At 72.7% G+C, this 23,508-nt stretch carries 18 protein-coding genes and 1 pseudogene; all 19 read left to right on the top strand.

Annotation, left to right across the window (positions count from 1 at the left end):
* The first annotated feature begins 8 nt into the window (after window positions 1-8).
* The 19 genes and pseudogenes from ACYVDO_RS06210 to xdhB all read left to right on the top strand — a co-directional run bounded on the left by ACYVDO_RS06210 (window position 9) and on the right by xdhB (window position 23,507).
* Window positions 9-1,664, top strand: a complete 1,656-nt coding sequence (locus tag ACYVDO_RS06210) for an HNH endonuclease signature motif containing protein (RefSeq protein ID WP_460933834.1) — start codon at window positions 9-11, stop codon at window positions 1,662-1,664.
* A gap of 214 nt (window positions 1,665-1,878) precedes the next feature.
* Complete coding sequence (locus ACYVDO_RS06205) at window positions 1,879-2,502, top strand: helix-turn-helix domain-containing protein (protein WP_460933832.1); 624 nt, start codon at window positions 1,879-1,881, stop codon at window positions 2,500-2,502.
* A 364-nt stretch (window positions 2,503-2,866) separates the two neighbouring features.
* A complete protein-coding gene (pucL, locus tag ACYVDO_RS06200; protein ID WP_460933830.1) occupies window positions 2,867-3,775 on the top strand; it encodes a factor-independent urate hydroxylase in 909 nt (302 codons plus the stop codon).
* Window positions 3,776-3,782: 7 nt separating this feature from the next.
* Window positions 3,783-5,234: a nucleobase:cation symporter-2 family protein gene (locus ACYVDO_RS06195; protein WP_460933828.1), complete on the top strand. Its 1,452-nt coding sequence runs from the start codon at window positions 3,783-3,785 to the stop codon at window positions 5,232-5,234.
* 159 nt (window positions 5,235-5,393) lie between these two features.
* Window positions 5,394-7,328, top strand: a complete 1,935-nt coding sequence (uraD, locus tag ACYVDO_RS06190) for a 2-oxo-4-hydroxy-4-carboxy-5-ureidoimidazoline decarboxylase (protein WP_460933826.1) — start codon at window positions 5,394-5,396, stop codon at window positions 7,326-7,328.
* 10 nt (window positions 7,329-7,338) lie between these two features.
* Window positions 7,339-7,833 (top strand): 2-oxo-4-hydroxy-4-carboxy-5-ureidoimidazoline decarboxylase, encoded by a 495-nt coding sequence (gene uraD, locus ACYVDO_RS06185; RefSeq protein ID WP_460933824.1) that lies wholly within the window; start codon window positions 7,339-7,341, stop codon window positions 7,831-7,833.
* On the top strand, window positions 7,833-8,159 hold the full coding sequence (uraH, locus tag ACYVDO_RS06180; protein WP_460933822.1) for a hydroxyisourate hydrolase: 327 nt from the start codon (window positions 7,833-7,835) through the stop codon (window positions 8,157-8,159). The genes uraD (ACYVDO_RS06185) and uraH overlap by 1 nt, the downstream gene beginning before the upstream one ends.
* A gap of 194 nt (window positions 8,160-8,353) precedes the next feature.
* Window positions 8,354-9,190, top strand: coding sequence for a hydroxypyruvate isomerase family protein (locus ACYVDO_RS06175; RefSeq protein ID WP_460933820.1), 837 nt, complete (start codon window positions 8,354-8,356; stop codon window positions 9,188-9,190).
* A complete protein-coding gene (locus tag ACYVDO_RS06170) occupies window positions 9,187-10,101 on the top strand; it encodes a 2-hydroxy-3-oxopropionate reductase (protein ID WP_460934277.1) in 915 nt (304 codons plus the stop codon). Before ACYVDO_RS06175 ends, ACYVDO_RS06170 begins: the two co-directional genes overlap by 4 nt.
* Window positions 10,102-10,158: 57 nt before the next feature.
* Complete coding sequence (gene gcl / locus ACYVDO_RS06165; protein WP_460933818.1) at window positions 10,159-11,937, top strand: glyoxylate carboligase; 1,779 nt, start codon at window positions 10,159-10,161, stop codon at window positions 11,935-11,937.
* 8 nt (window positions 11,938-11,945) lie between these two features.
* Window positions 11,946-13,076, top strand: coding sequence for a glycerate kinase (locus ACYVDO_RS06160; protein ID WP_460933816.1), 1,131 nt, complete (start codon window positions 11,946-11,948; stop codon window positions 13,074-13,076).
* Window positions 13,073-13,966 (top strand): annotated as a pseudogene (locus ACYVDO_RS06155) (fumarylacetoacetate hydrolase family protein). The gene ACYVDO_RS06160 and the pseudogene ACYVDO_RS06155 overlap by 4 nt, the downstream one beginning before the upstream one ends.
* On the top strand, window positions 13,963-15,345 hold the full coding sequence (gene allB, locus ACYVDO_RS06150) for an allantoinase AllB (protein ID WP_460933814.1): 1,383 nt from the start codon (window positions 13,963-13,965) through the stop codon (window positions 15,343-15,345). Before ACYVDO_RS06155 ends, allB begins: the two are co-directional and overlap by 4 nt.
* Window positions 15,342-16,184, top strand: coding sequence for a bifunctional allantoicase/(S)-ureidoglycine aminohydrolase (locus ACYVDO_RS06145; RefSeq protein ID WP_460933812.1), 843 nt, complete (start codon window positions 15,342-15,344; stop codon window positions 16,182-16,184). The genes allB and ACYVDO_RS06145 overlap by 4 nt, the downstream gene beginning before the upstream one ends.
* A gap of 39 nt (window positions 16,185-16,223) precedes the next feature.
* The gene (locus ACYVDO_RS06140) at window positions 16,224-16,934 is read left to right on the top strand and encodes a GntR family transcriptional regulator (protein WP_460933810.1); all 711 of its coding nucleotides are present in this window, start codon (window positions 16,224-16,226) and stop codon (window positions 16,932-16,934) included.
* An 89-nt stretch (window positions 16,935-17,023) separates the two neighbouring features.
* On the top strand, window positions 17,024-18,571 hold the full coding sequence (locus tag ACYVDO_RS06135) for an NCS1 family nucleobase:cation symporter-1 (RefSeq protein ID WP_460933808.1): 1,548 nt from the start codon (window positions 17,024-17,026) through the stop codon (window positions 18,569-18,571).
* Window positions 18,568-19,302 (top strand): aspartate/glutamate racemase family protein, encoded by a 735-nt coding sequence (locus tag ACYVDO_RS06130; protein WP_460933806.1) that lies wholly within the window; start codon window positions 18,568-18,570, stop codon window positions 19,300-19,302. Before ACYVDO_RS06135 ends, ACYVDO_RS06130 begins: the two co-directional genes overlap by 4 nt.
* 204 nt (window positions 19,303-19,506) lie before the next feature.
* Complete coding sequence (locus tag ACYVDO_RS06125; protein WP_460933804.1) at window positions 19,507-21,072, top strand: xanthine dehydrogenase small subunit; 1,566 nt, start codon at window positions 19,507-19,509, stop codon at window positions 21,070-21,072.
* Window positions 21,069-23,507, top strand: a complete 2,439-nt coding sequence (gene xdhB / locus ACYVDO_RS06120; RefSeq protein WP_460933802.1) for a xanthine dehydrogenase molybdopterin binding subunit — start codon at window positions 21,069-21,071, stop codon at window positions 23,505-23,507. The genes ACYVDO_RS06125 and xdhB overlap by 4 nt, the downstream gene beginning before the upstream one ends.
* Window position 23,508: the final 1 nt, after the last annotated feature.

Raw genomic sequence — 23,508 nt, 5'->3', positions numbered from 1 at the left:
ATTGGGACATGTCGACCACCCCTCTCGCGCAGGCCCGGGAATCCCGGCAGCGTGAGCTGTGGGCGCGCACCGCGCAGACCGCCGGGCGGCTCAACCGCGCGCAGGCAGAACTGGTCGACATCGCCGCCGAGCTCGTCGAGGACGGGTACTGGGGTGACGGCGGCTTCAGGACGCCCGAGCACTACCTCGTCGTGCGCGCGGGGCTGTCGCCGGCGCACGCGCGGGACGTCGTTGCGGTCGCACGCCGTCGGAGCGAGCTCGTGGAGGCGTCGGCTGCGTTGGGTGCCGGCGAGCTGTCGCTCGACCAGGTCGCGGTCCTCGCCCACGGCGTGCCGGCCACCCACCAGGCCTCCGCGACCACCCTGGCTCGGGAGGCGACCGTCCCCCAGCTGCGTCGCGCCGTGTCCCGGCACGCGTTCGCCGCCCCGGCCGCCCCGCCCGCCGCGGCGCCCAGCGACGAGGCCCTCATGGCCCACGAAGGCCCGGAGGCCGGGGCGGTAGCGGGTGTGGCCGCCGGCGAAGGCGGCGCGAACGTGGAGCCGGAGGGAGACGGAGCTCGCGACGAGACCATCCCCTCCAGTACGCCCGCGGGGCGGCTGGTGAGCGAGCCGGATGCCATGTCCCCGGCGGAGAGACGGGCATGTGCGAAACCCGAGCTGTCGATGTCGTACGACGCCGACGGCCGGTTCCAGCTGCGGTACTCCGCGCCCGCGACCGTCGGCGCCCTCGTCGAGCAGGCGGTCAGGGAGGCCAAGGACGCGCTGTTCCTGCGTCGCCGTGACGCCCGGGCCGATGAGGACGCCGCCCTGCCGGGACCGGGAGCCGCGGGTGCGGAACCCTTGGCTGTCGGTGCGGCCGGTTCCGCGCTCGGCGTGGAACGCCCGGGCGATGCGGATGCCGGTCTGCCGACCTACGCAGATGCGTTGGAGGAGATGGCGGTTCGCTCTCTGGCGACTGTGGGGTCCACCTCCCGCGCCTCGCACTACCGGGTCTACCTCCACCTCGACACGAAGGGCGCCTGGGTCACCGGCGGCCATGCCATCCCGCTGCGGCTGCTGGGGCGGTTCGTGTCCGACGGTGTCGTCCAGCCGGTGTGGGAGACCGAGGGCAAGCCGGTGTCGGTGGGCCGGGCGATGCGGATCCTTCCCGAGCGCGCCCGACGGCTCGTCGCCGACCGCGACCGTGGCTGCCGGTTCCCGGGGTGCACCGCCACCCGGTTCGTCGAGGTGCACCATGTCGACGCCTGGGCCGACGGCGGCAGCACCGACCTCGACAACCAGGTGAGCCTGTGCACCGCTCACCACGACGGCATCGACCGCGGCGACTACTCGATCACCGGTGACCCGGCCCGGCCCGACGGCCTGACCGTCGTCAACCGGTACGGCCTGCCGATCCGGCCCCCGAGGCCGTCGGAGACCGCTGCGCCGCCGGGCGGTGACCCGCCTGTCCCCTCCGGGACGTTCCGCCCGCCCTCCGGCGGCCCGGTCCGGCGGGCAGACCTCGACCTGCCGCCCGACGCCGGACCCATCCAGGTGCCCACCGAGGTCACCGTCCGGCGGCCTGCTACCTCCGCAGAGCTGGTCGCCCGCATGCAGCGGGAGTGGGAGGACGAGGTGGCGGCCGGGCGCGACCCCCTCGTCCGGGTCGGGTTCCGTCGCCGCTGACGGCACCGGCCGGCACGTTCCAGCACTTCGCTGCGCGCCGAGGTCCGAGTCTCGGTGCGGAGAGGCGGAGGGGCGGAGGGTCGAAGGGTCGAAGGGGCAGAGGCGCTGAGGCGCTGAGGGGCTGAGGCGCTGAGGGGCTGAGGCGCTGAGGGGCTGAGGCGCTGAGGCGCATCAGCTCTCGTGCGCCGGCGGTGGGCGAAGTACGGTGAGCCGCATGCGCGTTCGAGCGGAGTTCACCACCGAGCCGTTCCGTGGTGAGGACGAGCGCGTCCCCGCGCACGTGACCGCCGCCGCGAGCGCGCTGACCGCGGCCGGGCTGACTCCAGACCTCGGGCCCCTCGGCACGGCCGTCGACGGGGAGGCCGACACGGTCGTCCCGGCGGTCGCCCAGGCCGTCCGCGCCGCGCTCGCCGAAGGGGCGACCCGGGTGACGCTCACGGTCAGCGACCTCGCGGCCGGTCTCGACGCCGCGCTGCCGACCCTGGCCGCTGCCCGGCGGCGTGGCGCGGCCCAGGAGGCCGGTGCCGCCCGGGGGGCCGGGGCCTCCGCCGTCGGCGCTGCTCGAGGTGGGGACTCTGCGTCCGGACCCGCCGCCACCACGGACCTCTCGGACGGGCTGGCCCGGCTCATCGCGGCCGTCGAGGAGGAGCTGGGTGCTCCCCTGGTCGACCTGCCCCGGGCCGGCAAGCAGCAGGCGGTGCGGCTGCTCGAGGAGCGGGGGGCGTTCGAGATGCGCCGCAGCGCCGAGACGGTGGCCGAGGCGATGGGCCTGACCCGCTTCACCGTCTACAACTACCTCAACCGGGTGCGCGAGCCCGTGGAGCCCCCGGCGAGCTGAGCCGGGTGGCCTCCCGCGACTACGCCGGTGCCTCCGCCGCGCGGCCGGGTCACAGGCCGACGACCGGCCGGCGACCGAATGGCGCCCCATGTAGGCGGCCTCGCCAGCGCCGGGATCTTCGTTTCAACAAACTGTTGACGGCGACGAATCGGACACCTATCGTTCCATCATTCGTAAACAGGTTTCCGTATCACGGAAGTCAGGACCAAGACCGGCGCTTCCATCCCAGCGTCGCGCGGCACCCCGGCCCACTCGGCCGCCGTGTCGCGGCACACGGCCCCGCTCAGCGCGGGCGCCCGGACCGAACCCATCGCCCCGGCACCAGCCGCGCGGCCCGACGGAGCACCCGCAAGGAGCACCTGTCATGACCTACGTCCTCGGACCCAACCAATACGGCAAGGCGGAGAACCGCGTCGTGCGGATCTACCGCGACACCGCGCGCCACGAGATCCGCGACCTCAACGTCTCCAGCGCCCTGCGCGGCGACTTCCGCGACGCGCACGTCTCCGGCGACCAGGCGAACGTCCTGCCGACCGACACCCAGAAGAACACCGCCTTCGCCTTCGCCAAGCAGCACGGCGTCACCTCCCCGGAGGACTACGCCCTCGCCCTCGGGTCCCGCTTCCTCGACGTCACGCCGGCCGCCACGGCCAGCCGGGTCGAGGTCGAGGAGTACACCTGGGACCGCATCGAGGTCGGCGGCCAGGGCCACGACCACGCCTTCGCCCGCCGCGGCGGCGAGGTGCGCACCACCGTCGTCACCCAGGACCGCAGTGGCGACAGCCCCCGCGCCTGGGTCGTCTCGGGCATCAAGGACCTCGTGATCCTCAAGTCCACCGGCTCGGAGTTCAAGGGCTTCCTCCAGGACGAGTACACGACCCTGCAGGAGGCCGACGACCGCATCCTCGCCACCTCGCTCGTCGCCCGCTGGCGCTACGAGACGACCGAGGGCGTCGACTGGAACAAGTCCTTCGACGACATCCGCACGGTCCTGCTCGAGACCTTCGCGACCACCTACAGCCACGCGCTGCAGCAGTCGCTCTACGCCATGGGCTCGGCGGCCCTCGAGGCCCACCCCGAGGTCGCCGAGATCAAGTTCTCCGCGCCCAACAAGCACCACTTCCTCGTCGACCTCAGCCCGTTCGGGGTGGAGAACGACGGCGAGGTGTTCATCGCCGCGGACCGGCCGTACGGCCTGATCGAGGCCACGGTGCAGCGCGAGGGCGGGTCGGACGCCGGGGATGCCTGGCTCACCGTCCCGGGCTTCTGCTGAGGCCGGCATGCGACTGCGCAAGCGGACAACGACGTCCGCGCCCCCACGTCAGCACCAAGGCCGCCCCGAGGACCAGAAGTACGGTCCCGGCCCCCTCCTCGCCTACGGCACCCAGCACATCCTGACCATGTACGGCGGGGTCATCGCACCGCCGCTCATCGTCGGGGGCGCCGCCGGCCTCAAGCCCACGGACATGGCCCTGCTCGTCACGGCCGGCCTGTTCATCAGCGGCCTCGCGACCCTCCTGCAGACCCTGGGCATCGGACCCTTCGGCAGCCGCCTGCCGATCGTCCAGGGCATCTCCTTCGCCAGCGTCTCCACCATGGTCGCGATCGCGAGCGGGGGCGGACTGCGGCCGGTCTTCGGCGCGATCATCGTGGCCGGGCTCATCGGTCTGGTGGCGTCGTCGTTCTTCGCCCAGCTGGTGCGGCTCTTCCCCGCAGTGGTGACCGGCACCATCATCACGGTCATCGGCCTGTCGCTGATGCCGGTGGCGTTCCGGTGGGCGATGGGCAACAACGACAAGGCCCCCGACTTCGGCTCGATGGGCAACATCGGCTTCGCCGGCCTGACGCTGCTGGTCATCCTGGTCATCAGCCGGGTCTTCCAGGGGGCCGTCTCGCGGCTCTCCATCCTCATCGGCCTCGTCGTGGGCACCGTGATCGCCGCCCTCACCGGCCGCGCCGACTTCTCCTCCGTCGGCGAGGCCAAGATCGTCGCGCTGCCGCAGGTGTTCCACTTCGGCTCCCCGACGTTCGAGGTCGGCGCGATCGTGTCGATGACCATCGTCATCTTCGTGATCATGACCGAGACCACCGCCGACATCCTCGCCATCGGCGAGATCGTGGGCACCCCGGTGGACGCCCGCCGGGTGGCCGATGGCCTGCGCGCCGACATGGCGGCCACCACCGTCGCGCCGGTGTTCGGCACGTTCCCGGCGAGCGCCTTCGCGCAGAACGTCGGCCTGGTCGCGCTCACCGGCATCAAGAGCCGGTATGCCGTGGCCGCCGGTGGCGGGGTCCTCCTCCTGCTCGGGCTGCTCCCGGTCGTCGGGGCCGTCGTCGCCGCCATCCCGTACCCCGTGCTGGGCGGCGCCGGCATCGTCCTCTTCGGCTCGGTCGCGGCCAGCGGCATCCGGACCCTGTCGCGGGTGAAGTACCACGACAACCTCAACATGGTCATCGTGTCGGTCGCCATCGCCGTCGGGATCATCCCGATCGCGGCCCCCACCTTCTGGGACCGCTTCCCGGACTGGTTCGCGACGATCATGCACTCGGGCATCAGCGCCACCGCCATCGTGGCCGTCGTGCTCAACGTGCTCTTCAACGAGGTGACGGCCGGCAACAAGCCCGGTGCCTCGGTGTTCGCCGCCGCCGAGAGCGAGAAGGACGAGCTCGGCGACACCCTCGACGACGAGCTCCGGGGGCAGAAGCGCCCCGTGCCCGGCGGCCGTCGCTGACGACTCCGGCGGCCGGCGTGCGAGCCCTCGGGGGCCGCGCCGGCCGCCGGCTCGCCCCGTGAGATCCGGGGCGCCCCGTCCGCCCCAAACCCGACCCACCTCGGCCAGACTCGTTCACCACCCCGTCCCGACCCTTCTGCCGGAAGGAAGGTGCCTGTCATGAGCGCAGCCACCGACACACCCAGCACCAGCTCACGCACGTCCCGCCACCCCGTCGACGAGGTGCTGCCGGTCCCGCGGCTCGCCATCTACGGCTTCCAGCACGTCCTGGCGTTCTACGCCGGCGCCGTCATCGTCCCGATCCTGCTCGCCAGCGCCATCGGGCTGTCGACCGAGCAGCTGATCCACCTCATCAACGCCGACCTCTTCACCTGCGGCATCGCCTCGATCATCCAGTCCGTCGGGTTCTGGAAGGTGGGCGTCAAGCTGCCCCTCCTGCAGGGCGTGACCTTCACGGCGGTGTCGCCGATGATCGCGATCGGCCTCGCGGCCGGTGGCGGCACCGACGGCCTGCTCGTCATCTACGGCGCGGTCATCGTCGCCGGGCTCTTCACCTTCCTCATCGCGCCGTACTTCAGCCGGCTGATCCGGTTCTTCCCGCCGGTGGTCACGGGGTCGGTCATCACGATCATCGGCCTGGCCCTGCTGCCCGTCGCAGCGGCCGACGCTGCCGGCGGCGCCGGCCCGACGCTGCACCCCGAGAGCGGCGCCAACCTGGCCTACGCCATCGGCACGCTCGCCCTCATCGTGGCGATCCAGCGGATCTTCAAGGGCTTCATGGCCACCGTCGCGGTCCTCGTCGGCCTCGTCGTCGGCACGCTCGTGGCGTGGGCGCTCGGTGACGCGCACTTCGACTCGGTCGCCGGTTCGGGCTGGGTCGGTGTCACGACGCCGTTCCACTTCGGCTGGCCCCGGTTCTCGGTCGCCGCGATCATCTCGATGATCGTCGTCATGCTCATCACCGCCGTCGAGACGACCGGTGACGTCTTCGCCACCGGTGAGATCGTCGAGAAGCGGGTGGGCCGCGAGGACATCGCCCGGGCGCTGCGCGCCGACGGCCTCTCGACCACCATCGGCGGCGTCTTCAACTCCTTCCCCTACACCTGCTTCGCCGAGAACGTCGGCCTGGTCCGGCTGACCCGGGTCAAGAGCCGCTGGGTCGTCGCCTCCGCCGGGGCGATCATGATCCTCATCGGCCTGGTCCCCAAGGCGGGCGCCATCGTCGCCGGCATCCCGCACCCGGTGCTCGGCGGCGCGGCCCTGGCCATGTTCGCCACGGTGGCGGTCGTGGGCTTCCAGACGCTGTCGCGGGTGGACTTCCACGACCACCGCAACGTCGTCATCGTCGCGACCAGCGTCGGCCTGGCGATGTACGTCACCGCCCAGCCCGACGTCGCCAAGGCCGTGCCGGAGTGGGCCCAGATCATCCTGGGCTCGGGCATCACCCTCGGCTCGATCACCGCCATCGTGCTCAACCTGCTGTTCCACCACGTCGGCTCCAGCCGCGGCCCGGCGGTCGCGGGCGCCCCCGGCACCGGCCTGGTCCGGCTCGCCGAGGTCAACCAGATGTCCCGCGAGGAGTTCGTCGACACCTTCGGCGGCCTGTTCCAGGGTCCGCGCTGGGCGGCCGAGCGGGCCTTCGACAGCCGCCCGTTCAGCGACACCACGGACCTGCGGCGCTCCTTCCAGGAGGCGCTCTTCTCCGCCACCGAGGAGGAGCAGCGCCAGCTCATCGACGCCTACCCCGACCTCGGGGCCGACAGCGTCGCGGAGGGCATGGAGGGTCAGGGGTCGCTCGTCGACCAGGCCTCGCTCGGGCTGACCCGCCTCGACGAGAAGGCCCAGGGCGAGCTGGCCGACCTGACCAGCAGGTACCGCGACCGCTTCGGCTTCCCGCTGGTGACCTGTGTGCGCGACCGCGACTCCTTCGAGCAGGTCGTGCGCGCGGGGTGGGACCGGCTGCAGAACTCCGAGTCGCAGGAGCACGCCGCCGCCCTCGTCGAGATCGCCAAGATCGCCGGGTACCGGTTCGACGACCTGGTGGCCGACGCCAACCCGATCCACGCGGCCCGCGCCCGCTTCGCCCACGACTGAGGAGCTCGCCATGACCTTGACCGAGTTCAACGCGCTGCCGCCGCAGGAGGTGGACGCGGTGCTCACCCGGTGCCTCCCGGTGCCGCGGTGGGTGGCCGCCGTCCGCGACGGTCGCCCGTATGCCGGGTGGCCGGACCTTGAGGCGCAGGCCGCCGCGGCGGCCGGTCACCTCGACGACGGGGAGCTCGACGATGCGCTCGCGGGACACCCGCGGATCGGCGAGCGGGCGTCCTCGCCCGCACACCACGCCGAGGCCAGTGCGCGCGAGCAGTCCGGCGTGGACGGGTCCGACGGCCAGGTGGCGCGCGCGCTCGCCGACGGCAACGCGGCCTACGAACGGCGCTTCGGGCGGGTGTTCATCATCCGCGCTGCGGGCCGGTCGGCTCCCGAGGTGCTGGCCGAGCTCGACCGGCGGCTCGGCAACGACGACGACACCGAGCGCGACGAGACCGTCCACCAGCTGCGCGAGATCGCGCTGCTCCGACTCCGGGAGGTGGCCTCCTGATGGGGACCCTCAGCACGCACGTCCTCGACACCAGCCTCGGCCGGCCCGCCCAGGGGGTGGCGATCCGGCTCGAGACGGCGGCCGGCGAGCCGCTCGGCGACGGGGTCACCGATGCCGATGGCCGCGTCGGCTCGATCGGCCCGGAGCGGATGGAGGCCGGCGACTACCGGCTGCGGTTCGCCTCCGGTGACTACTACGCCGGCCAGGGGACGGCCGGGTTCTACCCCGAGGTCGTCGTGGTCTTCACCATCGGCGACGCCGACCAGCACTACCACGTGCCGGTGCTGCTCAACCCCTACGGCTACAGCACCTACCGGGGCAGCTGACCCCGCCGGCGCGGCCCCGGCGGGTCGCGCCACCGCAGGCGGCGGAGATATATCCGGGCCGCAGCGTGAGACGTCCCCCGACGACGGTTGACGCCGCCGTCGGACGCCTCCTACCCTCTCACTAACTGGAAAACAGATTCCGCAATACGGAAACTACGGACACCGAACGCCGAACACCGAAACGGATGAGGACGATGACGAACGCCGACCACGGACTGCGGTACGAGGCCAACTGCTCGCTGCTCTTCGCGGAGGTGCCGCTGCTCGAGCGGCCCGCGGCCGCGAAGGCAGCCGGGTTCGACGCGATCGAGTTCTGGTGGCCCTGGCCGGACCAGCCCGTGCCGACCGACGCCGAGGTCGACGCCTTCGTCGCGGCCGTCCGCGATGCCGGCGTCCACCTGGTGGGGCTGAACTTCTTCGCCGGCGACCTCGCGGGGCCGGACTGCGGCGTGCTGTCGGTCCCGGACCGCGTGCAGCAGTTCCGCGACAACGTCGACGTGACCGTCGGCATCGGCGAGCAGCTCGGCGTCGAGGCGTTCAACGCCCTCTTCGGCAACCGCGTCGACGGCGCCAGCCCCGAGCAGCAGGACGAGCTCGGGCGCGAGTCGATCGCGTTCGCAGCGAAGGCGGCCGACCGGATCGGCGCGGCCGTCCTCGTCGAGGCCGTGAGCGGCCCGAAGCCGTACCCGCTGCGCACCGCCCCGGACGCGGTCGCCGTCGTCGACGACGTGCGGGCGACCGGAGCGGCCAACGTCGGCTTCCTGCTCGACCTGTTCCACCTCGCCGCCAACGGCGACGACGTCGACGCGGCCATCGCGGCCTACGCCGACCGCACGCTGCACGTCCAGGTCGCCGACTTCCCCGGCCGCGGCGAGCCCGGCACCGGTGAGCTCGACCTCCAGCGCCACCTGGGCGACCTCGTGGCCCGCGGGTATGCCGGGTGGGTGGGCCTGGAGTACAAGCCCACCACCGCCACGACGCCCGAGAGCCTGGCCTGGCTGCCGCGCGAGCGCCGCGCCGCCGCCCACTGACCACCCGAAACCCCTGTCAGGAGAACGACATGAGCACCATCGCCTTCATCGGACTCGGCATCATGGGCAGCCCCATGGCGGTCCACCTCCAGAACGCCGGCCACGAGGTCGTCGGCTACAACCCGAGCCCGGAGAAGACCAAGCCGCTCGTCGAGGCGGGTGGGCGCGCCGCGGAGTCGGTCGCCGACGCGGTCCGGGACGCGGACGTCGTCGCGGTCATGGTGCCGGACAGCCCCGACGTGCAGGACGTGCTGCTCGGTGAGGAGGGCGTCTTCGCCTCCGCCAAGGAGGGCACCCTCGTCATCGACTTCTCGACCATCCGCCCCGACGTGACGGTCGAGCTCGCCAAGGCCGCTCAGGACAAGGGCTTCCGGCTCCTCGACGCGCCGGTCTCCGGCGGTGAGGCGGGCGCGAGGAACGCGGCGCTGTCGATCATGGTCGGCGGGTCGGCGGAGGACTTCGCCGCGGCCAAGCCGGTCTTCGACGCGGTCGGCAAGACCGTCGTCCACGTCGGCAGCAACGGCGCCGGGCAGACGGTCAAGGCCGCCAACCAGCTCATCGTCGCCGCCAACATCCAGGCCCTGGCCGAGGCGGTCGTCTTCCTCGAGGCCTACGACGTGGACCTGCAGGCGGCCCTCGACGTCCTCGGTGGCGGCCTCGCCGGCTCCAAGGTCCTGGACCAGAAGCGCGACAACATGGCCTCCGGCAGCTTCGAGCCCGGCTTCCGGATCGACCTGCACCACAAGGACCTCGGCATCGTCACCAGCGCGGCGCGCGAGGCGGGGGTCGTCGTACCCGTTGGCGCGCTCGTCGCCCAGCTCATGGCCTCGGCCCGCGCCAACGGCGACGGCGGCCTCGACCATTCCGGCCTGCTGCGCGGCGTGCAGCGGCTCTCCGGCCGGCTCGGCTGAGCCGACCCTCCCTCTCGCCACCCGGCACCCCACAGACCACGCACCAGGAGCACTGCCATGACACGCATGACCGCGGCCCAGGCGGCCGTCGAGATCCTCAAGAAGGAAGGCGTCACCAACGTCTTCGGGCTGCCCGGAGCGGCGATCAACCCGTTCTACAAGGCGATGAAGACGAACGGCGGCCTGCACCACACGCTCGCCCGCCACGTCGAGGGCGCCTCGCACATGGCCGAGGGCTACACCCGCGCCAAGGCGGGCAACATCGGCGTCTGCGTCGGCACCTCCGGCCCGGCCGGGACCGACATGATCACCGGCCTCTACTCGGCCAGCGCGGACTCGATCCCGATCCTGTGCATCACCGGCCAGGCCCCGGTGGCCAAGCTGCACAAGGAGGACTTCCAGGCGGTCGACATCGCCTCGATCGCGGGGCCGCTCACCAAGATGGCGGTCACCGTCCTGGAGCCGGCGCAGGTGCCGGGCACCTTCCAGCAGGCCTTCCACCTCATGCGCTCCGGCCGCCCCGGTCCCGTCCTCATCGACCTGCCCATCGACGTGCAGATGGCCGAGATCGAGTTCGACGTCGAGACCTACGAGCCGCTCCCGGTCTACAAGCCGGCCGCGACCCGGGCCCAGGTGGAGAAGGCCCTCGACCTGCTCGAGGCGGGGGACAAGCCCCTGATCGTCGCCGGCGGCGGTGTCATCAACGCCGACGCGGCCGACCTGCTCGTCGAGCTCGCGGAGCTGACCGGCGTCCCCGTCGTCCCCACCCTGATGGGCTGGGGCACCATCCCCGACGACCACGCGCTCAACGCCGGCATGGTCGGGCTGCAGACGAGCCACCGCTACGGCAACGCCACGATGCTCGAGTCCGACGTCGTCCTCGGCATCGGCAACCGCTGGGCCAACCGGCACACGGGTGACCTCGAGACCTACACGCAGGGCCGGACCTTCGTCCACGTCGACATCGAGCCGACCCAGATCGGCCGGGTCTTCGCCCCCGACTACGGCATCGTCTCCGACGCGAAGGCGGCGCTCGAGCTGTTCGTCGCGGCGGCCCGCGAGCGCAAGGAGGCCGGGCGCCTCAAGGACCGCGCTGAGTGGGCGCAGGCGTGCCAGGAGCGCAAGCGGACCCTGCTGCGTCGCACGAACTTCGACGTGAAGCCGATCAAGCCGCAGCGGGTCTACCAGGAGATGAACCGCGCGTTCGGCCGGGACGTCCGGTACGTCTCGACCATCGGGCTGTCGCAGATCCAGGCCGCGCAGCTCCTCCACGTCTTCAAGGACCGGCACTGGATCAACGCCGGCCAGGCCGGCCCGCTCGGCTGGACCGTGCCCGCCGCGATCGGCGTCGCCACCGCGTGCCCGGACGAGACCGTCGTCGCGCTCTCGGGCGACTACGACTTCCAGTTCATGATCGAGGAGCTGGCGGTCGGGGCGCAGTTCAACGTGCCCTACGTCCACGTCCTGGTGAACAACGCCTACCTCGGCCTCATCCGCCAGAGCCAGCGCGGGTTCGACATGGACTACTGCGTCCAGCTGTCGTTCGACAACCTCAACAGCCCCGAGCTCGGCGGCTACGGCGTCGACCACGTCAAGGTGGTCGAGGGCCTGGGCTGCAAGGCGATCCGGGTCACCGACCCCGACGAGATCCTGCCCGCGCTGGAGAAGGCGCAGGGCATGGCGCAGGAGTACCGTGTGCCGGTCGTCGTCGAGGTCATCCTCGAGCGGGTCACCAACGTCTCGATGGGCACCTCGATCGCCAACGTGACCGAGTTCGAGGAGCTCGCCGAGCACGGCGAGCACGCCCCGACCTCCCTGTTCGCCAACCTAGACTGAGGTTCCCCGTGCCCCGCGTCCTGCTCGCCCCCGACAAGTTCAAGGGCACGCTCACCGCGGCCGAGGTGGCGGCCCACCTCGAGGCCGGGATCCGCTCGGTGGTCCCCGGCGTCGAGGTGGCGACCGTGCCCGTCGCCGACGGCGGCGACGGCACCCTCGCCGCGGCCGAGGCAGCGGGGTTCGAGCGGGTGCAGGTGCGCGCCACCGGGGCGACGGGTATGCCGTGCTGGGCCGCCTACGGTCGTCGCGGCGACGAGGCGGTCGTCGAGCTGGCCGAGGTGTCGGGCCTGGCCCGGCTCGGGGAGGACGACCTGGCGCCGCTCACGGCCACGAGCCGCGGCACGGGCGAGCTGGTGGCCGCCGCCCTCGACGCCGGCTGCCGGCGGGTCGTCGTCGGCATCGGCGGCAGCGCGAGCACCGACGGGGGAGCCGGGCTCCTCCAGGGGCTGGGGGCGCGGATCAGCGGGCGGCGCGGCCGCGCCCTGCATGCCGGGGGCGCCCCGCTCGCCGACGCGGTCTCCCTCGACCTCTCCGAGCTGCACCCCGGCCTCGCGGAGGCGGAGCTCGTGGTGGCGTGCGACGTCGACAACCCGCTCACCGGCCCGCACGGCGCGGCTGCCGTTTACGGACCGCAGAAGGGCGCCTCCCCGGAGGACGTTCGGGCCCTCGACGTGGCGCTGTCCGCCTGGGCCGACGTCGTGGCGCAGGCCACCGGCCGCGACCTGCGCGACCAGCCCGGTGCCGGTGCCGCGGGCGGCGTGGGGTTCGCCCTGCTCGCCGTCCTCGGGGCCCGGATGCAGCCCGGCGCCGACCTGGTCGCCGAGCTCACCGGGCTCTCCGACGCCGTCTGCACCGCGGACCTCGTCGTCACCGGGGAGGGCTCCCTCGACGAGCAGACCCTCCACGGCAAGGCACCCGCCGGGGTCGCCGCCCTCGCCCGCGACAAGGGCGTCCCGGTGGTCGCGGTCGCCGGACGGGTCGCGCTCGAGGAGGCGCGGCTGCGCACGGCCGGCATCGGCGCGGCATACGCCCTGCTCGAGGAGGCCACGGAGGAGCGGGAGGCGTTCGAGCGCCCCGGACCGCTGCTGGAGCGGATCGGCGCCCGCATCGCCCGCGAGCACCTGGGCAGCGGGTCGTGAGGATCGCCCGTGTCGGTGCGGCCGGGGCCGAGCGGCCGGTCGTCGTCGCCGACGACGGCACCCTGCTGGACCTCGGCGGGCTGACCGCCGACGTCGACGCGGCGTTCCTCGGGGCCCTCGCCGGCATCGACCCCACGACCCTGCCGGTGCTGGACGCCTCGCCGGCGGAGGGTGGCCACCGCTTCGGGCCGCCCGTCACGCGACCGGGCAAGGTCGTCGGCATCGGCCTCAACTACCGCGACCACGCCGCCGAGGCCGGCCTGCCGCTGCCCAGCGAGCCCGTGGTCTTCCTCAAGGCCCCCACCTCGGTGTCCGGGCCCACCGACGACGTCGTCATGGTCCCCGGGTCGACCACCACCGACTACGAGGTCGAGCTCGGGGTCGTCCTCGGGCGCGGGCTGCGCGGCGTCACCGACCCCGCGAAGGCGCTCGACGCCGTGGCGGGGTACGTGCTGGCCCAGGACGTCTCCGACCGCGCCCTGCAGCTCGAGCGCGGTGGCACCTGGACCAAGGGCAAGTCGGCCGACACGTTCTGCCCGCTCGGGCCCTGGCTGGTGACGCCGGACGAGCTCGGCCCGGGCGGTCCGCCCGCGGTGCGGCTGCGGCTGGCCGTCGACGGGGAGCCTCGCCAGGACGGCTGCATCGCCGACATGGTCTTCGGCATCGGGTAGCTGCTCTGCTACACCAGCGGCGTCATGACCCTCGAGGCCGGCGACGTCGTGCTCACCGGCACGCCCGCCGGGGTGGCCATGGGCCGGCCCGAGCCGCGGCCCTACCTGCGGCACGGGCAGGTCGTGGAGGCCGACGGCGGCCTGCTCGGGCGACAGCGCACCCGGGTGGTCGACCCCGGCGTCCCCATGGCCATCGACGAGGAGGCAGCGGCAGGATGACGGTTACAGGTTTCAGGGCAGGCGTCGAGAGGAGTCCCGTGGCCGAGCAGGTGGCGTTCCGGGCCCGGCGGGCCGTCGTCGGCGACCGCGAGGTCGCGGCGACGGTGGTCGTGGCGGGCGGCCGGGTCGTGGCGGTGGAGCCGTTCGAAGCCGACGTCGCCGACGGCACGCGGGTCGTCGAGCTCGCCGCAGACGAGGTGCTCCTGCCGGGGCTGGTCGACACCCACGTGCACGTCAACGAGCCCGGCCGCACCGACTGGGAGGGCTTCGCCAGCGCGACCCGGGCCGCGGCTGCGGGCGGTGTCACGACGATCATCGACATGCCGCTCAACAGCATCCCGCCGACCGTGACCGTGGACGCCCTGCGGACCAAGCAGGAGGTCGCGCGCGACCAGGCGTACGTCGACGTGGGCTTCTGGGGCGGGGCGGTCCCGGGCAACGTCCCGGACCTGCGCCCGCTGCACGACGCCGGCGTGTTCGGCTTCAAGTGCTTCCTGCTCCACTCCGGCGTCGACGAGTTCCCCCACCTCACGACGCCGGAGATGCGCGAGGCGCTCGCCGAGATCGCGTCCTTCGACGGGCTGCTCATCGTCCACGCCGAGGACGCCGAGGTGATCGACGCCTCCGTGTCGCCGGGGGGCCGGGCGTATGCCGACTTCCTCGGCTCCCGCCCGCGCGAGGCCGAGGAGCGCGCGATCCGCACGGTCGTCGACGCCGTGCGCGACACCGGCGGCCGGGCGCACATCCTGCACCTCTCGGACGCCGACGCCCTGCCGATGCTCGCCGATGCCCGGGCCGAGGGGCTCGCCCTGTCGGTCGAGACCTGCCCGCACTACCTCACGCTCGAGGCCGAGGCCATCCCCGACGGCGCCACCCAGTTCAAGTGCTGCCCGCCGATCCGCGAGCACGAGAACCGCGACCGGCTCTGGCAGGGCCTGGCCGACGGCACCATCGCGACCATCGTCTCCGACCACTCGCCGAGCACGGCGGACCTCAAGCTGCTCGACGTGGGCGACTTCGCCCTGGCCTGGGGCGGCATCGCCGGGCTCCAGCTCGGGCTCCCCGCGATCTGGTCCGAGGCGCGCGAGCGCGGCCACGACCTCACCGACGTCGTGCGCTGGATGGGCCGCAACACCGCCGACCAGGTGGGGCTGCACGACCGCGGCCGGATCGAGGTGGGGGCGACCGCCGACCTCGTCGTCTTCGCCCCCGACGAGCGGTTCACCGTCGACGTCGCCGCCCTGCACCACAAGAACCCCGTGTCGGCGTATGCCGGCCGCGAGCTCACCGGGGTCGTGCGCCAGACCTGGCTGCACGGCATACCCGTCGAGACCGACGCCGCCCCCCGCGGGCAGCTCCTGAGGAGAGGACAGCCATGACCACGCCGACGACGCCCCGGTACCACGTGCCCACGGGGGGTCTGCCTCCCCAGACGCAGCTGACCACCGACCGGGCGGTCTTCACCGAGGCCTACGCCGTGCTGCCCCGAGGCACGATGACCGACATCGTGACCAGCCAGCTGCCCTTCTGGGAGCAGACCCGCCTGTGGGTCATCGCGCGGCCGCTGTCCGGCTTCGCCGAGACGTTCTCCCAGTACATCGTCGAGGTGCAGCCCGGGGGCGGCTCCGACCGGCCCGAGGGCGACCCCGGCGCCGAGGGGGTCCTCTTCGTGGTCGGCGGGACGCTCACGCTCACGCTCGACGACGACGAGCACCGGCTCGCGCCGGGCGGGTACGCGTTCCTGCCGCCGGGGCAGCGCTGGACCCTGCGCAACACCGGCGACGAGGCCGCGACCTTCCACTGGGTCCGCAAGGCCTACCAGCGGGTCGAGGGCGTCGACGTGCCGGAAGCGTTCGTGACCAACGAGGCCGACGTCGAGGGGCGCGAGATGCCCGACACCGACGGCGCCTGGACCACCCAGCGCTTCGTCGACCCGATGGACGTGCGGCACGACATGCACGTCAACATCGTCAACTTCGAGCCGGGCGGGGCGATCCCGTTCCCCGAGACCCACGTCATGGAGCACGGCCTGTACGTCCTCGAGGGCAAGGCCGTCTACCTGCTCAACAACGACTGGGTCGAGGTGCAGGAGGGCGACTTCATGTGGTTGCGGGCGTTCTGCCCCCAGGCCTGCTATGCAGGGGGTCCGGGCCGGTTCCGCTACCTGCTCTACAAGGACGTCAACCGGCACGCGGTGCTGAGCCGGCAGCTGCTCTGACCCGGCAGCTGCTCTGACCCCACGGGAAGGGGATGGCCCATGACCCAACCGCGCCGGAAGTCGGGGATCGTCGGGCTGCTCGTGCGCCCGGAGGGGTACGTCTCCGGGCCGCAGGTCCTCTCCGAGCTGCGCCGCGTCATCGCCTCCGGCCAGGTGCCGCCGGGCAGCCCGATCCCGCTCGACGACGTCGCGGCGTTCTTCGGGGTCAGCCTCATCCCCGTGCGCGAGGCGCTGAAGACCCTGCTGGGCGAGGGCCTGCTCGAGCACCAGCCGCGGCTCGGCTACACCGTCACCCAGCTCAGCCCCGCGGAGATCGACGAGCTCTACGTCGTGCGCGGGGCCCTGGAGGCGGCGGCGCTCGACGCGGCCGTCCACAACGCCGGGGCCGCCGACCACGAGCGCGCGGCGCGGGCGCACGCGCGGCTGGGGGAGGCGGTCGAGTCGGCGGACGCCGAGGAGTTCCAGCGGGCCAGTCGCGAGTTCCACATGGCGCTGCTCAAGCCGTGCCGGATGCCGCGGCTGCTGCACATGCTCGACATCGCCTGGAACGTCACCGAGCCGGTCCAGACGATGATGCGGGTCACCGACGCCGAGCGCGCCCACCTGCGCGCCGACCACGAGCAGATGCTCGCGGCCTTCGTCGCCCGTGACGCCGACCGGCTGCGCGAGACCGCCCGGGTCCACCACGACCGGCTGTGCGCCGCCGTGACCCGCGGCGGATCGGCGTCGGCGCACCAGCCCCGGGGCTGACCAGATATACGCAGATATACGGTCCACGATGTTCCGCGGAAACCGCTGTCTCCCTAGGGTTTGAGCAATTCTCAGACCGGGAGGTCAGCATGACCCAGATCCAGCAACCACTGTCCGAGGCCGCCGCTGCCGACGCCGGCTACGCGACCCACCACGGCCCGCACGACCACGGGGCGGGCACGGGGCTGATCAAGCCCTCGTACGACCCGCGCCTGGCCAACGAGGACCTCGCCCCCCTGAAGGACCAGAACTGGTCCTGGTACAACATCTTCGCGTTCTGGATGTCCGACGTGCACAGCGTCGGCGGCTACGTCACCGCCGGCAGCCTGTTCGCCCTCGGGCTCACGAGCTGGCAGGTGTTCATCTGCCTGATCGTCGGCATCACCATCGTGCTCTTCTTCTGCAACCTCGTCGCCAAGCCCAGCCAGCGCACCGGCGTCCCCTACCCGGTCATCTGCCGCGCGGTCTTCGGCGTCCTGGGCGCCAACATCCCCGCCATCATCCGCGGCCTCATCGCCGTCGCCTGGTACGGCATCCAGACCTACCTCGCCTCCGCCTCCCTCGACATCCTCGTCGTGCGGATCTGGCCCAGCCTCGAGCCGTACTCCAACGTCGCGCAGCACGGTTTCCTCGGCCTCTCGGCCCTCGGCTACGTCACGTTCGCGATCCTGTGGGTCGCGCAGGCCGCGGTCTTCTGGACCGGCATGGACACCATCCGCCGGTTCATCGACTTCGCCGGACCGGCCGTCTACGTCGTGATGATCGCGCTGTGCGTCTACCTGCTGTCCAAGGCGGGCTGGAGCGTCGACCTCAACCTGTCGAACCACACGCTCTCCGGCACCTCGGTGTTCACGACGATGCTGGCTGCGACCGCCCTGGTGGTGTCGTACTTCTCCGGCCCGATGCTCAACTTCGGCGACTTCTCCCGGTACGGCCGCACCTTCAAGGCGGTCAAGAAGGGCAACTTCTGGGGCCTGCCGGTCAACTTCGTCTTCTTCTCGCTGCTGACCGTCCTCACCGCGGCGGCGACCCTGCCGGTCTACGGCAAGCTCATCACCGACCCGGTCGAGACCGTCGGCCACATCGACAACACCTACGCCCTCGTGCTCGCGGCACTGACCTTCGCGACCGCGACCATCGGCATCAACATCGTCGCCAACTTCGTCAGCCCCGCGTTCGACTTCTCCAACGTGGCGCCGCAGAAGATCAGCTGGCGGATGGGCGGCATGATCGCCGCCGTCGGGTCGGTGCTGCTCACTCCGTGGAACCTCTACAACAACCCCGAGACGATCCACTACACGCTGGACACCCTCGGCGCCTTCATCGGCCCGCTGTTCGGGGTCCTGATCGCGCACTACTACGCCGTGCACAAGCAGCGGGTCTGCATCGACGACCTGTTCACGCTGGACCCCTCCGGTGCCTACCACTACAAGCGCGGCTACAACCCGCCCGCCATCGTCGCCACGGCCCTCGCGGCCCTGTGTGCCCTGGCCGTCGTCTTCGTCCCCGGTGCCAAGGTGCTGGACGACTACAGCTGGTTCATCGGGTGCGGCGTCGGCTTCGTCGCCTACGCGCTGATCGCGCCGCGGATGGGTGTCTCGGACCGCGTCCTCGACTCGAAGAAGTGCGTCAAGTGACCATCCGGATCAGCGTGGTGAACCCCAACACCACGGAGTCGATGACCAACCTCATCGAGGCGGAGGCCCGCCGGGTCGCCGCCCCGGGGACGGTGGTGACGGGCCGGACGCCGGCGATGGGGCCGGAGTCCATCGAGAGCCACTACGACGAGGCGCTCGCGGTGCCGGGCCTGCTCCAGGTCGTCCGCGAGGACACCGAGGCCGACGCGTTCGTCCTGGCCTGCTTCGGGGACCCCGGTCTGGACGCTGCCCGCGAGGCGGCGTCCAGACCGGTCATCGGGATCGCCGAGGCGGCGATGAAGACGGCGTCACTGCTCGGCCGCTCCTTCAGCGTCGTGACGACGCTGAGCCGGACCGTGGGCCGGGCCTGGGACCTCACCCGGGTCTACGGGCTGGAGCGGCAGTGCGCCGGCGTCCACGCCTGCGACATCCCCGTCCTCGAGCTCGACGAGGACCGCGACCGGACGTATGCCGTGATCCTCTCGTTCGCCAAGACCGCCATGGCCCAGGACGGCAGCGACGCGGTCGTCCTGGGGTGCGCCGGGATGGCCGGGCTGCCCGAGCTGCTCACCGCCGAGCTCGGCGTTCCGGTCGTCGACGGCGTGGCCGCGGCCACGGTGATGGCCGAGGGCCTCGTGCGGCTGGGGCTGCAGCCATCCACCCACGGCGAGCTCGCCCCGCCGCCGCCCAAGGCGTACACCGGCATCCTCGCCGGCTTCGGCCGGGGCTGAGGTCCGGGAGCGGGATCCCATCGGATGAGATCCCGCTCCCGAAACCCTTGATTCAACAGTTTGTTGAGAGCTACGGTCGTCGGAACCTCCGGCGGCCGTTGTTCTGCATGGATAACCGACGGCCTGCCCCACGCACCGCAACCATGCCCCTGCCCGGACGGGCTGGTGGATGATGGACCCCAACGACGGGGTGACGGGAGCGCCATGGCTTCGAACGAGGAACTGCACAGCCGCGGGCACCGGGGTGGTGAGCAGCCGGCCGACGGCCACGTGGTCACGGTCAACGGCGCCTCCTGCTCCCTGCAGGGCACCGACCCGGCCACCAACGCCCTGGACTGGCTGCGCGGCCAGGGGCTCACCGGGGCGAAGGAGGGCTGCGCCGAGGGGGAGTGCGGCGCCTGCTCGGTCATGGTCGCCCGCCCGGACGGCGCGGGTGGCTCGCGGTGGACGGCGGTCAACGCCTGCCTCGTCCCGGCGGCGGCACTCGACGGCCAGGAGGTCGTGACGTCGGAGGGACTCGGGACGCCGGAGGCGCTCCACCCGGTCCAGCGCGAGATGGCGCTGCGTGGTGGGTCGCAGTGCGGGTACTGCACGCCCGGGTTCGTCTGCAGCATGGCGGCGGAGTTCTACCGCCCGGACCGGGCCCCCGTGCCGGCCGCGTCGACGGCCTCCGGCAACGGCCACCGCCCGGCGGAGGGGTCGGCGGCCCAGGGGCCCGACGGCCACGACGTCGACCACGAGTGCGGTCCCAACGGGTTCGACCTGCACGCCCTGTCGGGCAACCTGTGCCGCTGCACCGGGTACCGGCCGATCCGCGACGCCGCCTACGCGCTCGGCTCGCCCGAGGCGGACGACCCGTTCGCCGCGCGGGTGCACGAGCCGGCCCCGGTCGCCGCGTCGACCCGGCTCAGCGGGCCCAGCGGCACCTACGCCCGGCCGGGCGACCTGGCCGAGGCCCTGGCCCTGCTCGCCGAGCACCCCGACGCGGTCCTCGTGGCCGGGTCGACCGACTGGGGTGTGGAGACCAACCTGCGCGGCTCGCGGGCGGCCTTCGCGATCGGCATCGACCGGCTGCCCGAGCTGCGCACGCTCCACGTCGGCGACGACGTCATCGAGGTCGGTGCCGCCCTCAGCCTCTCCGAGGTCGAGCGCGGCCTCGCCGGGCGCGTCCCGCTGCTGGACCAGCTCTTCCCCCAGTTCGCCTCCCGGCTGATCCGCAACGGCGCCACCATCGGCGGCAACCTCGGCACCGGCTCGCCGATCGGCGACACCCCGCCGGCGCTGCTCGCCCTCGAGGCCGAGGTCGTGCTGGCCGGGGCCGGTGGCGAGCGGGTCGTCGCGCTCGCGGACTACTTCACCGGGTACCGGCAGAGCGTCCGCGAGCCCGGGGAGCTGATCCGGGCCGTGCGGATCCCGTTGCCGCTCAGCGGGACCACCGGCTTCCACAAGATCGCCAAGCGCCGGTTCGACGACATCTCGAGCGTCGCCGTGGGGTTCGCGCTCGACGTCGTCGACGGGGTGGTGGCCAAGGCCCGGATCGGGCTGGGCGGGGTCGCCGCGACGCCGATCCGCGCGCTCGCCACCGAGGCCGCCCTCGAGGGCCGGCCGTGGACCCGCGACACCGCCCGGGCCGCGGCAGCGGTGATGCGCACGGAGGGGACACCGATGGACGACCACCGCGCCAGCGCGGCATACCGGGCGGCGACGCTGGGCACCGCCCTGCTGAAGCTGCACGCCGACACCGCGACCCCGCAGGAGGTGGGGGCATGACCACCGAGACCAGCAGCACCGACACCGCGACCACGAGCCCGCTGGCCCGGCGCCCGGCGAACCCCGTCGTGGGGGAGCCGGTCCCGCACGAGGCGGCCGCCCTGCACGTCACCGGTCAGGCGCTCTACACCGACGACCTCGTGGGCCGCACGCCCGCCGTGCTGCACGCCCACCCCGTCCAGGCCCCGCACGCCCACGCGCGCGTCACCCGGCTCGACGTGGCTCCCGCGCTCGCCGTCCCGGGGGTGGTGCGGGTGCTCACCGCCGACGACGTCCCCGGCGTCAACGACGCCGGCGTCAAGCACGACGAGCCGCTCTTCCCGTCCGAGGTCATGTTCTTCGGCCACTCGGTCTGCTGGGTGCTCGGCGAGACCCTCGAGGCGGCGCGGCTCGGTTCGCTGGCCGTCGAGGTCGAGTACGAGCCGCTCCCATCGCTCGTCACGGTGACGGAAGCCATTGCGGCGCAGAGCTTCCAGGGCGGCCAGCCCACCATGGAGCGCGGCGAGGTCGACCGCGCCTTCGAGGACGCACCCCACGTCTTCAGCGGCGAGTTCGAGTTCGCCGGGCAGGAGCACTTCTACCTCGAGACGCACGCCTCCCTGGCCCAGGTGGACGAGAACGGCCAGGTCTTCGTCCAGTGCAGCACCCAGCACCCCACCGAGACCCAGGACATCGTGGCGCACGTCCTCGGGCTGCCCGGCCACGCCGTGACGGTGCAGTGCCTGCGCATGGGCGGCGGCTTCGGGGGCAAGGAGATGCAGCCGCACGGGTATGCCGCGATCGCCGCCCTCGGCGCGACCCTCACGGGTCGCCCGGTGCGGCTGCGGCTGTCGCGCGCGCAGGACATGACGATGTCGGGCAAGCGGCACGGGTTCCACGCGCAGTGGCGGGTCGCCTTCGACGACGACGGCCTGCTCCAGGCGCTCGACACCACCCTGACGAGCGACGGCGGCTGGAGCCTCGACCTGTCCGAGCCGGTCCTGGCCCGGGCGCTGTGCCACGTCGACAACGCCTACTGGATCCCCAACGTGCGGGTGAACGGGCGGATCGCCAGGACGCACAAGACGTCCCAGACGGCCTTCCGCGGGTTCGGCGGACCGCAGGGGATGCTCGTCACCGAGGACATCCTCGGCCGCTGCGCACCGCTGCTGGGCATCGACGCCGCCGACCTGCGCCGCCGCAACTTCTACCGCGAGGGCCAGGAGACGCCGTACGGCCAGCCGGTCCGGCACCCCGAGCGGGCAGGGTACTGCTGGGACCAGGTCCTCGAGAGCGCTGACCTGGCGAACCGGTGGCGCGAGGTCGCGGCCTACAACGAGGCGCACGCGCACACCAAGCGCGGCCTGGCCGTCACCCCCGTGAAGTTCGGGATCTCGTTCAACTTCACCGCCTTCAACCAGGCGGGCGCGCTCGTCCACGTCTACAAGGACGGGTCGGTCCTCATCAACCACGGTGGCACCGAGATGGGCCAGGGGCTGCACACCAAGATGCTGCAGGTCGCGGCCACGGCGCTGGGCATCCCGCTGTCCATGGTCCGGCTCGCGCCGACGCGCACGGACAAGGTGCCCAACACCTCCGCCACCGCGGCCAGCTCCGGCGCCGACCTCAACGGCGGCGCGGTCAAGGACGCCTGCGAGCAGATCCTCGAGCGGCTGCGGCCGCTGCGCGAGGACCCCGCCAACGCCGGGCTGTCGTGGCCCGAGCTGGTGAACAAGGCCTACTTCCAGCGGGTCCAGCTCTGGGCGGCGGGGTTCTACCGCACCGAGGGGCTGCACTGGGACTCCTCGGTCATGCACGGGTCGCCGTTCAAGTACTTCGCCTACGGGGCGGCCGCGGCCGAGGTCGAGGTCGACGGGTTCACCGGCGCCTACCGGCTGCGGCGGGTCGACATCGTCCACGACGTCGGCGACAGCCTGTCGCCGCTGGTCGACCTCGGCCAGGTCGAGGGCGGGTTCGTCCAGGGCACCGGCTGGCTGACCCTGGAGGACCTGCGCTGGGACGAGTCGGACGGGCCCGCGCGGGGCCGGCTGGCCACCCAGGCGGCCAGCACCTACAAGCTGCCGAGCTTCTCCGAGATGCCGGAGGTCTTCAACGTCGCGCTGCTCGAGCGCGCGCACGAGGACGGTGCCGTCTACGGCTCGAAGGCCGTCGGGGAGCCGCCCCTCATGCTGGCGTTCTCGGTGCGCGAGGCGCTGCGCCAGGCGGCGGCAGCGTTCGGTCCGGCGGGCACGAGCGTCGACCTCGCCTCGCCGGCGACCCCCGAGGCGGTCTTCTGGGCCGTGGAGGAGGCGCGTGGCGGTGCCGAGCCGCCACACATGACCCCGATGCGCGAGGGCGCCCCCGGCGACGTGCCGGACCAGCCCGGTGACGGGGCTCCGCGGCTGCGGCCGCACTCCGAGCGGGTCGCCGAGCCCGCGGGCCAGACGGGAGCCTGAG

The organism is Phycicoccus ginsengisoli, assembly GCF_054779295.1.
Note: the sequence above shows the minus strand (reverse complement) of the source record. Positions and strands in the feature narration are given on the sequence as shown.

Excerpts from the sequence above, each read along its gene's own strand:
- ACYVDO_RS06210 (WP_460933834.1), top strand. The coding sequence starts at position 9 with ATGTCGACCACCCCTCTCGCGCAGGCCCGGGAATCCCGGCAGCGTGAG.
- ACYVDO_RS06205 (WP_460933832.1), top strand. The coding sequence starts at position 1,879 with ATGCGCGTTCGAGCGGAGTTCACCACCGAGCCGTTCCGTGGTGAGGAC.
- pucL (WP_460933830.1), top strand. The coding sequence starts at position 2,867 with ATGACCTACGTCCTCGGACCCAACCAATACGGCAAGGCGGAGAACCGC.
- ACYVDO_RS06195 (WP_460933828.1), top strand. The coding sequence starts at position 3,783 with ATGCGACTGCGCAAGCGGACAACGACGTCCGCGCCCCCACGTCAGCAC.
- uraD (WP_460933826.1), top strand. The coding sequence starts at position 5,394 with ATGAGCGCAGCCACCGACACACCCAGCACCAGCTCACGCACGTCCCGC.
- uraD (WP_460933824.1), top strand. The coding sequence starts at position 7,339 with ATGACCTTGACCGAGTTCAACGCGCTGCCGCCGCAGGAGGTGGACGCG.
- uraH (WP_460933822.1), top strand. The coding sequence starts at position 7,833 with ATGGGGACCCTCAGCACGCACGTCCTCGACACCAGCCTCGGCCGGCCC.
- ACYVDO_RS06175 (WP_460933820.1), top strand. The coding sequence starts at position 8,354 with ATGACGAACGCCGACCACGGACTGCGGTACGAGGCCAACTGCTCGCTG.
- gcl (WP_460933818.1), top strand. The coding sequence starts at position 10,159 with ATGACACGCATGACCGCGGCCCAGGCGGCCGTCGAGATCCTCAAGAAG.
- allB (WP_460933814.1), top strand. The coding sequence starts at position 13,963 with ATGACGGTTACAGGTTTCAGGGCAGGCGTCGAGAGGAGTCCCGTGGCC.
- ACYVDO_RS06145 (WP_460933812.1), top strand. The coding sequence starts at position 15,342 with ATGACCACGCCGACGACGCCCCGGTACCACGTGCCCACGGGGGGTCTG.
- ACYVDO_RS06140 (WP_460933810.1), top strand. The coding sequence starts at position 16,224 with ATGACCCAACCGCGCCGGAAGTCGGGGATCGTCGGGCTGCTCGTGCGC.
- ACYVDO_RS06135 (WP_460933808.1), top strand. The coding sequence starts at position 17,024 with ATGACCCAGATCCAGCAACCACTGTCCGAGGCCGCCGCTGCCGACGCC.
- ACYVDO_RS06125 (WP_460933804.1), top strand. The coding sequence starts at position 19,507 with ATGGCTTCGAACGAGGAACTGCACAGCCGCGGGCACCGGGGTGGTGAG.
- xdhB (WP_460933802.1), top strand. The coding sequence starts at position 21,069 with ATGACCACCGAGACCAGCAGCACCGACACCGCGACCACGAGCCCGCTG.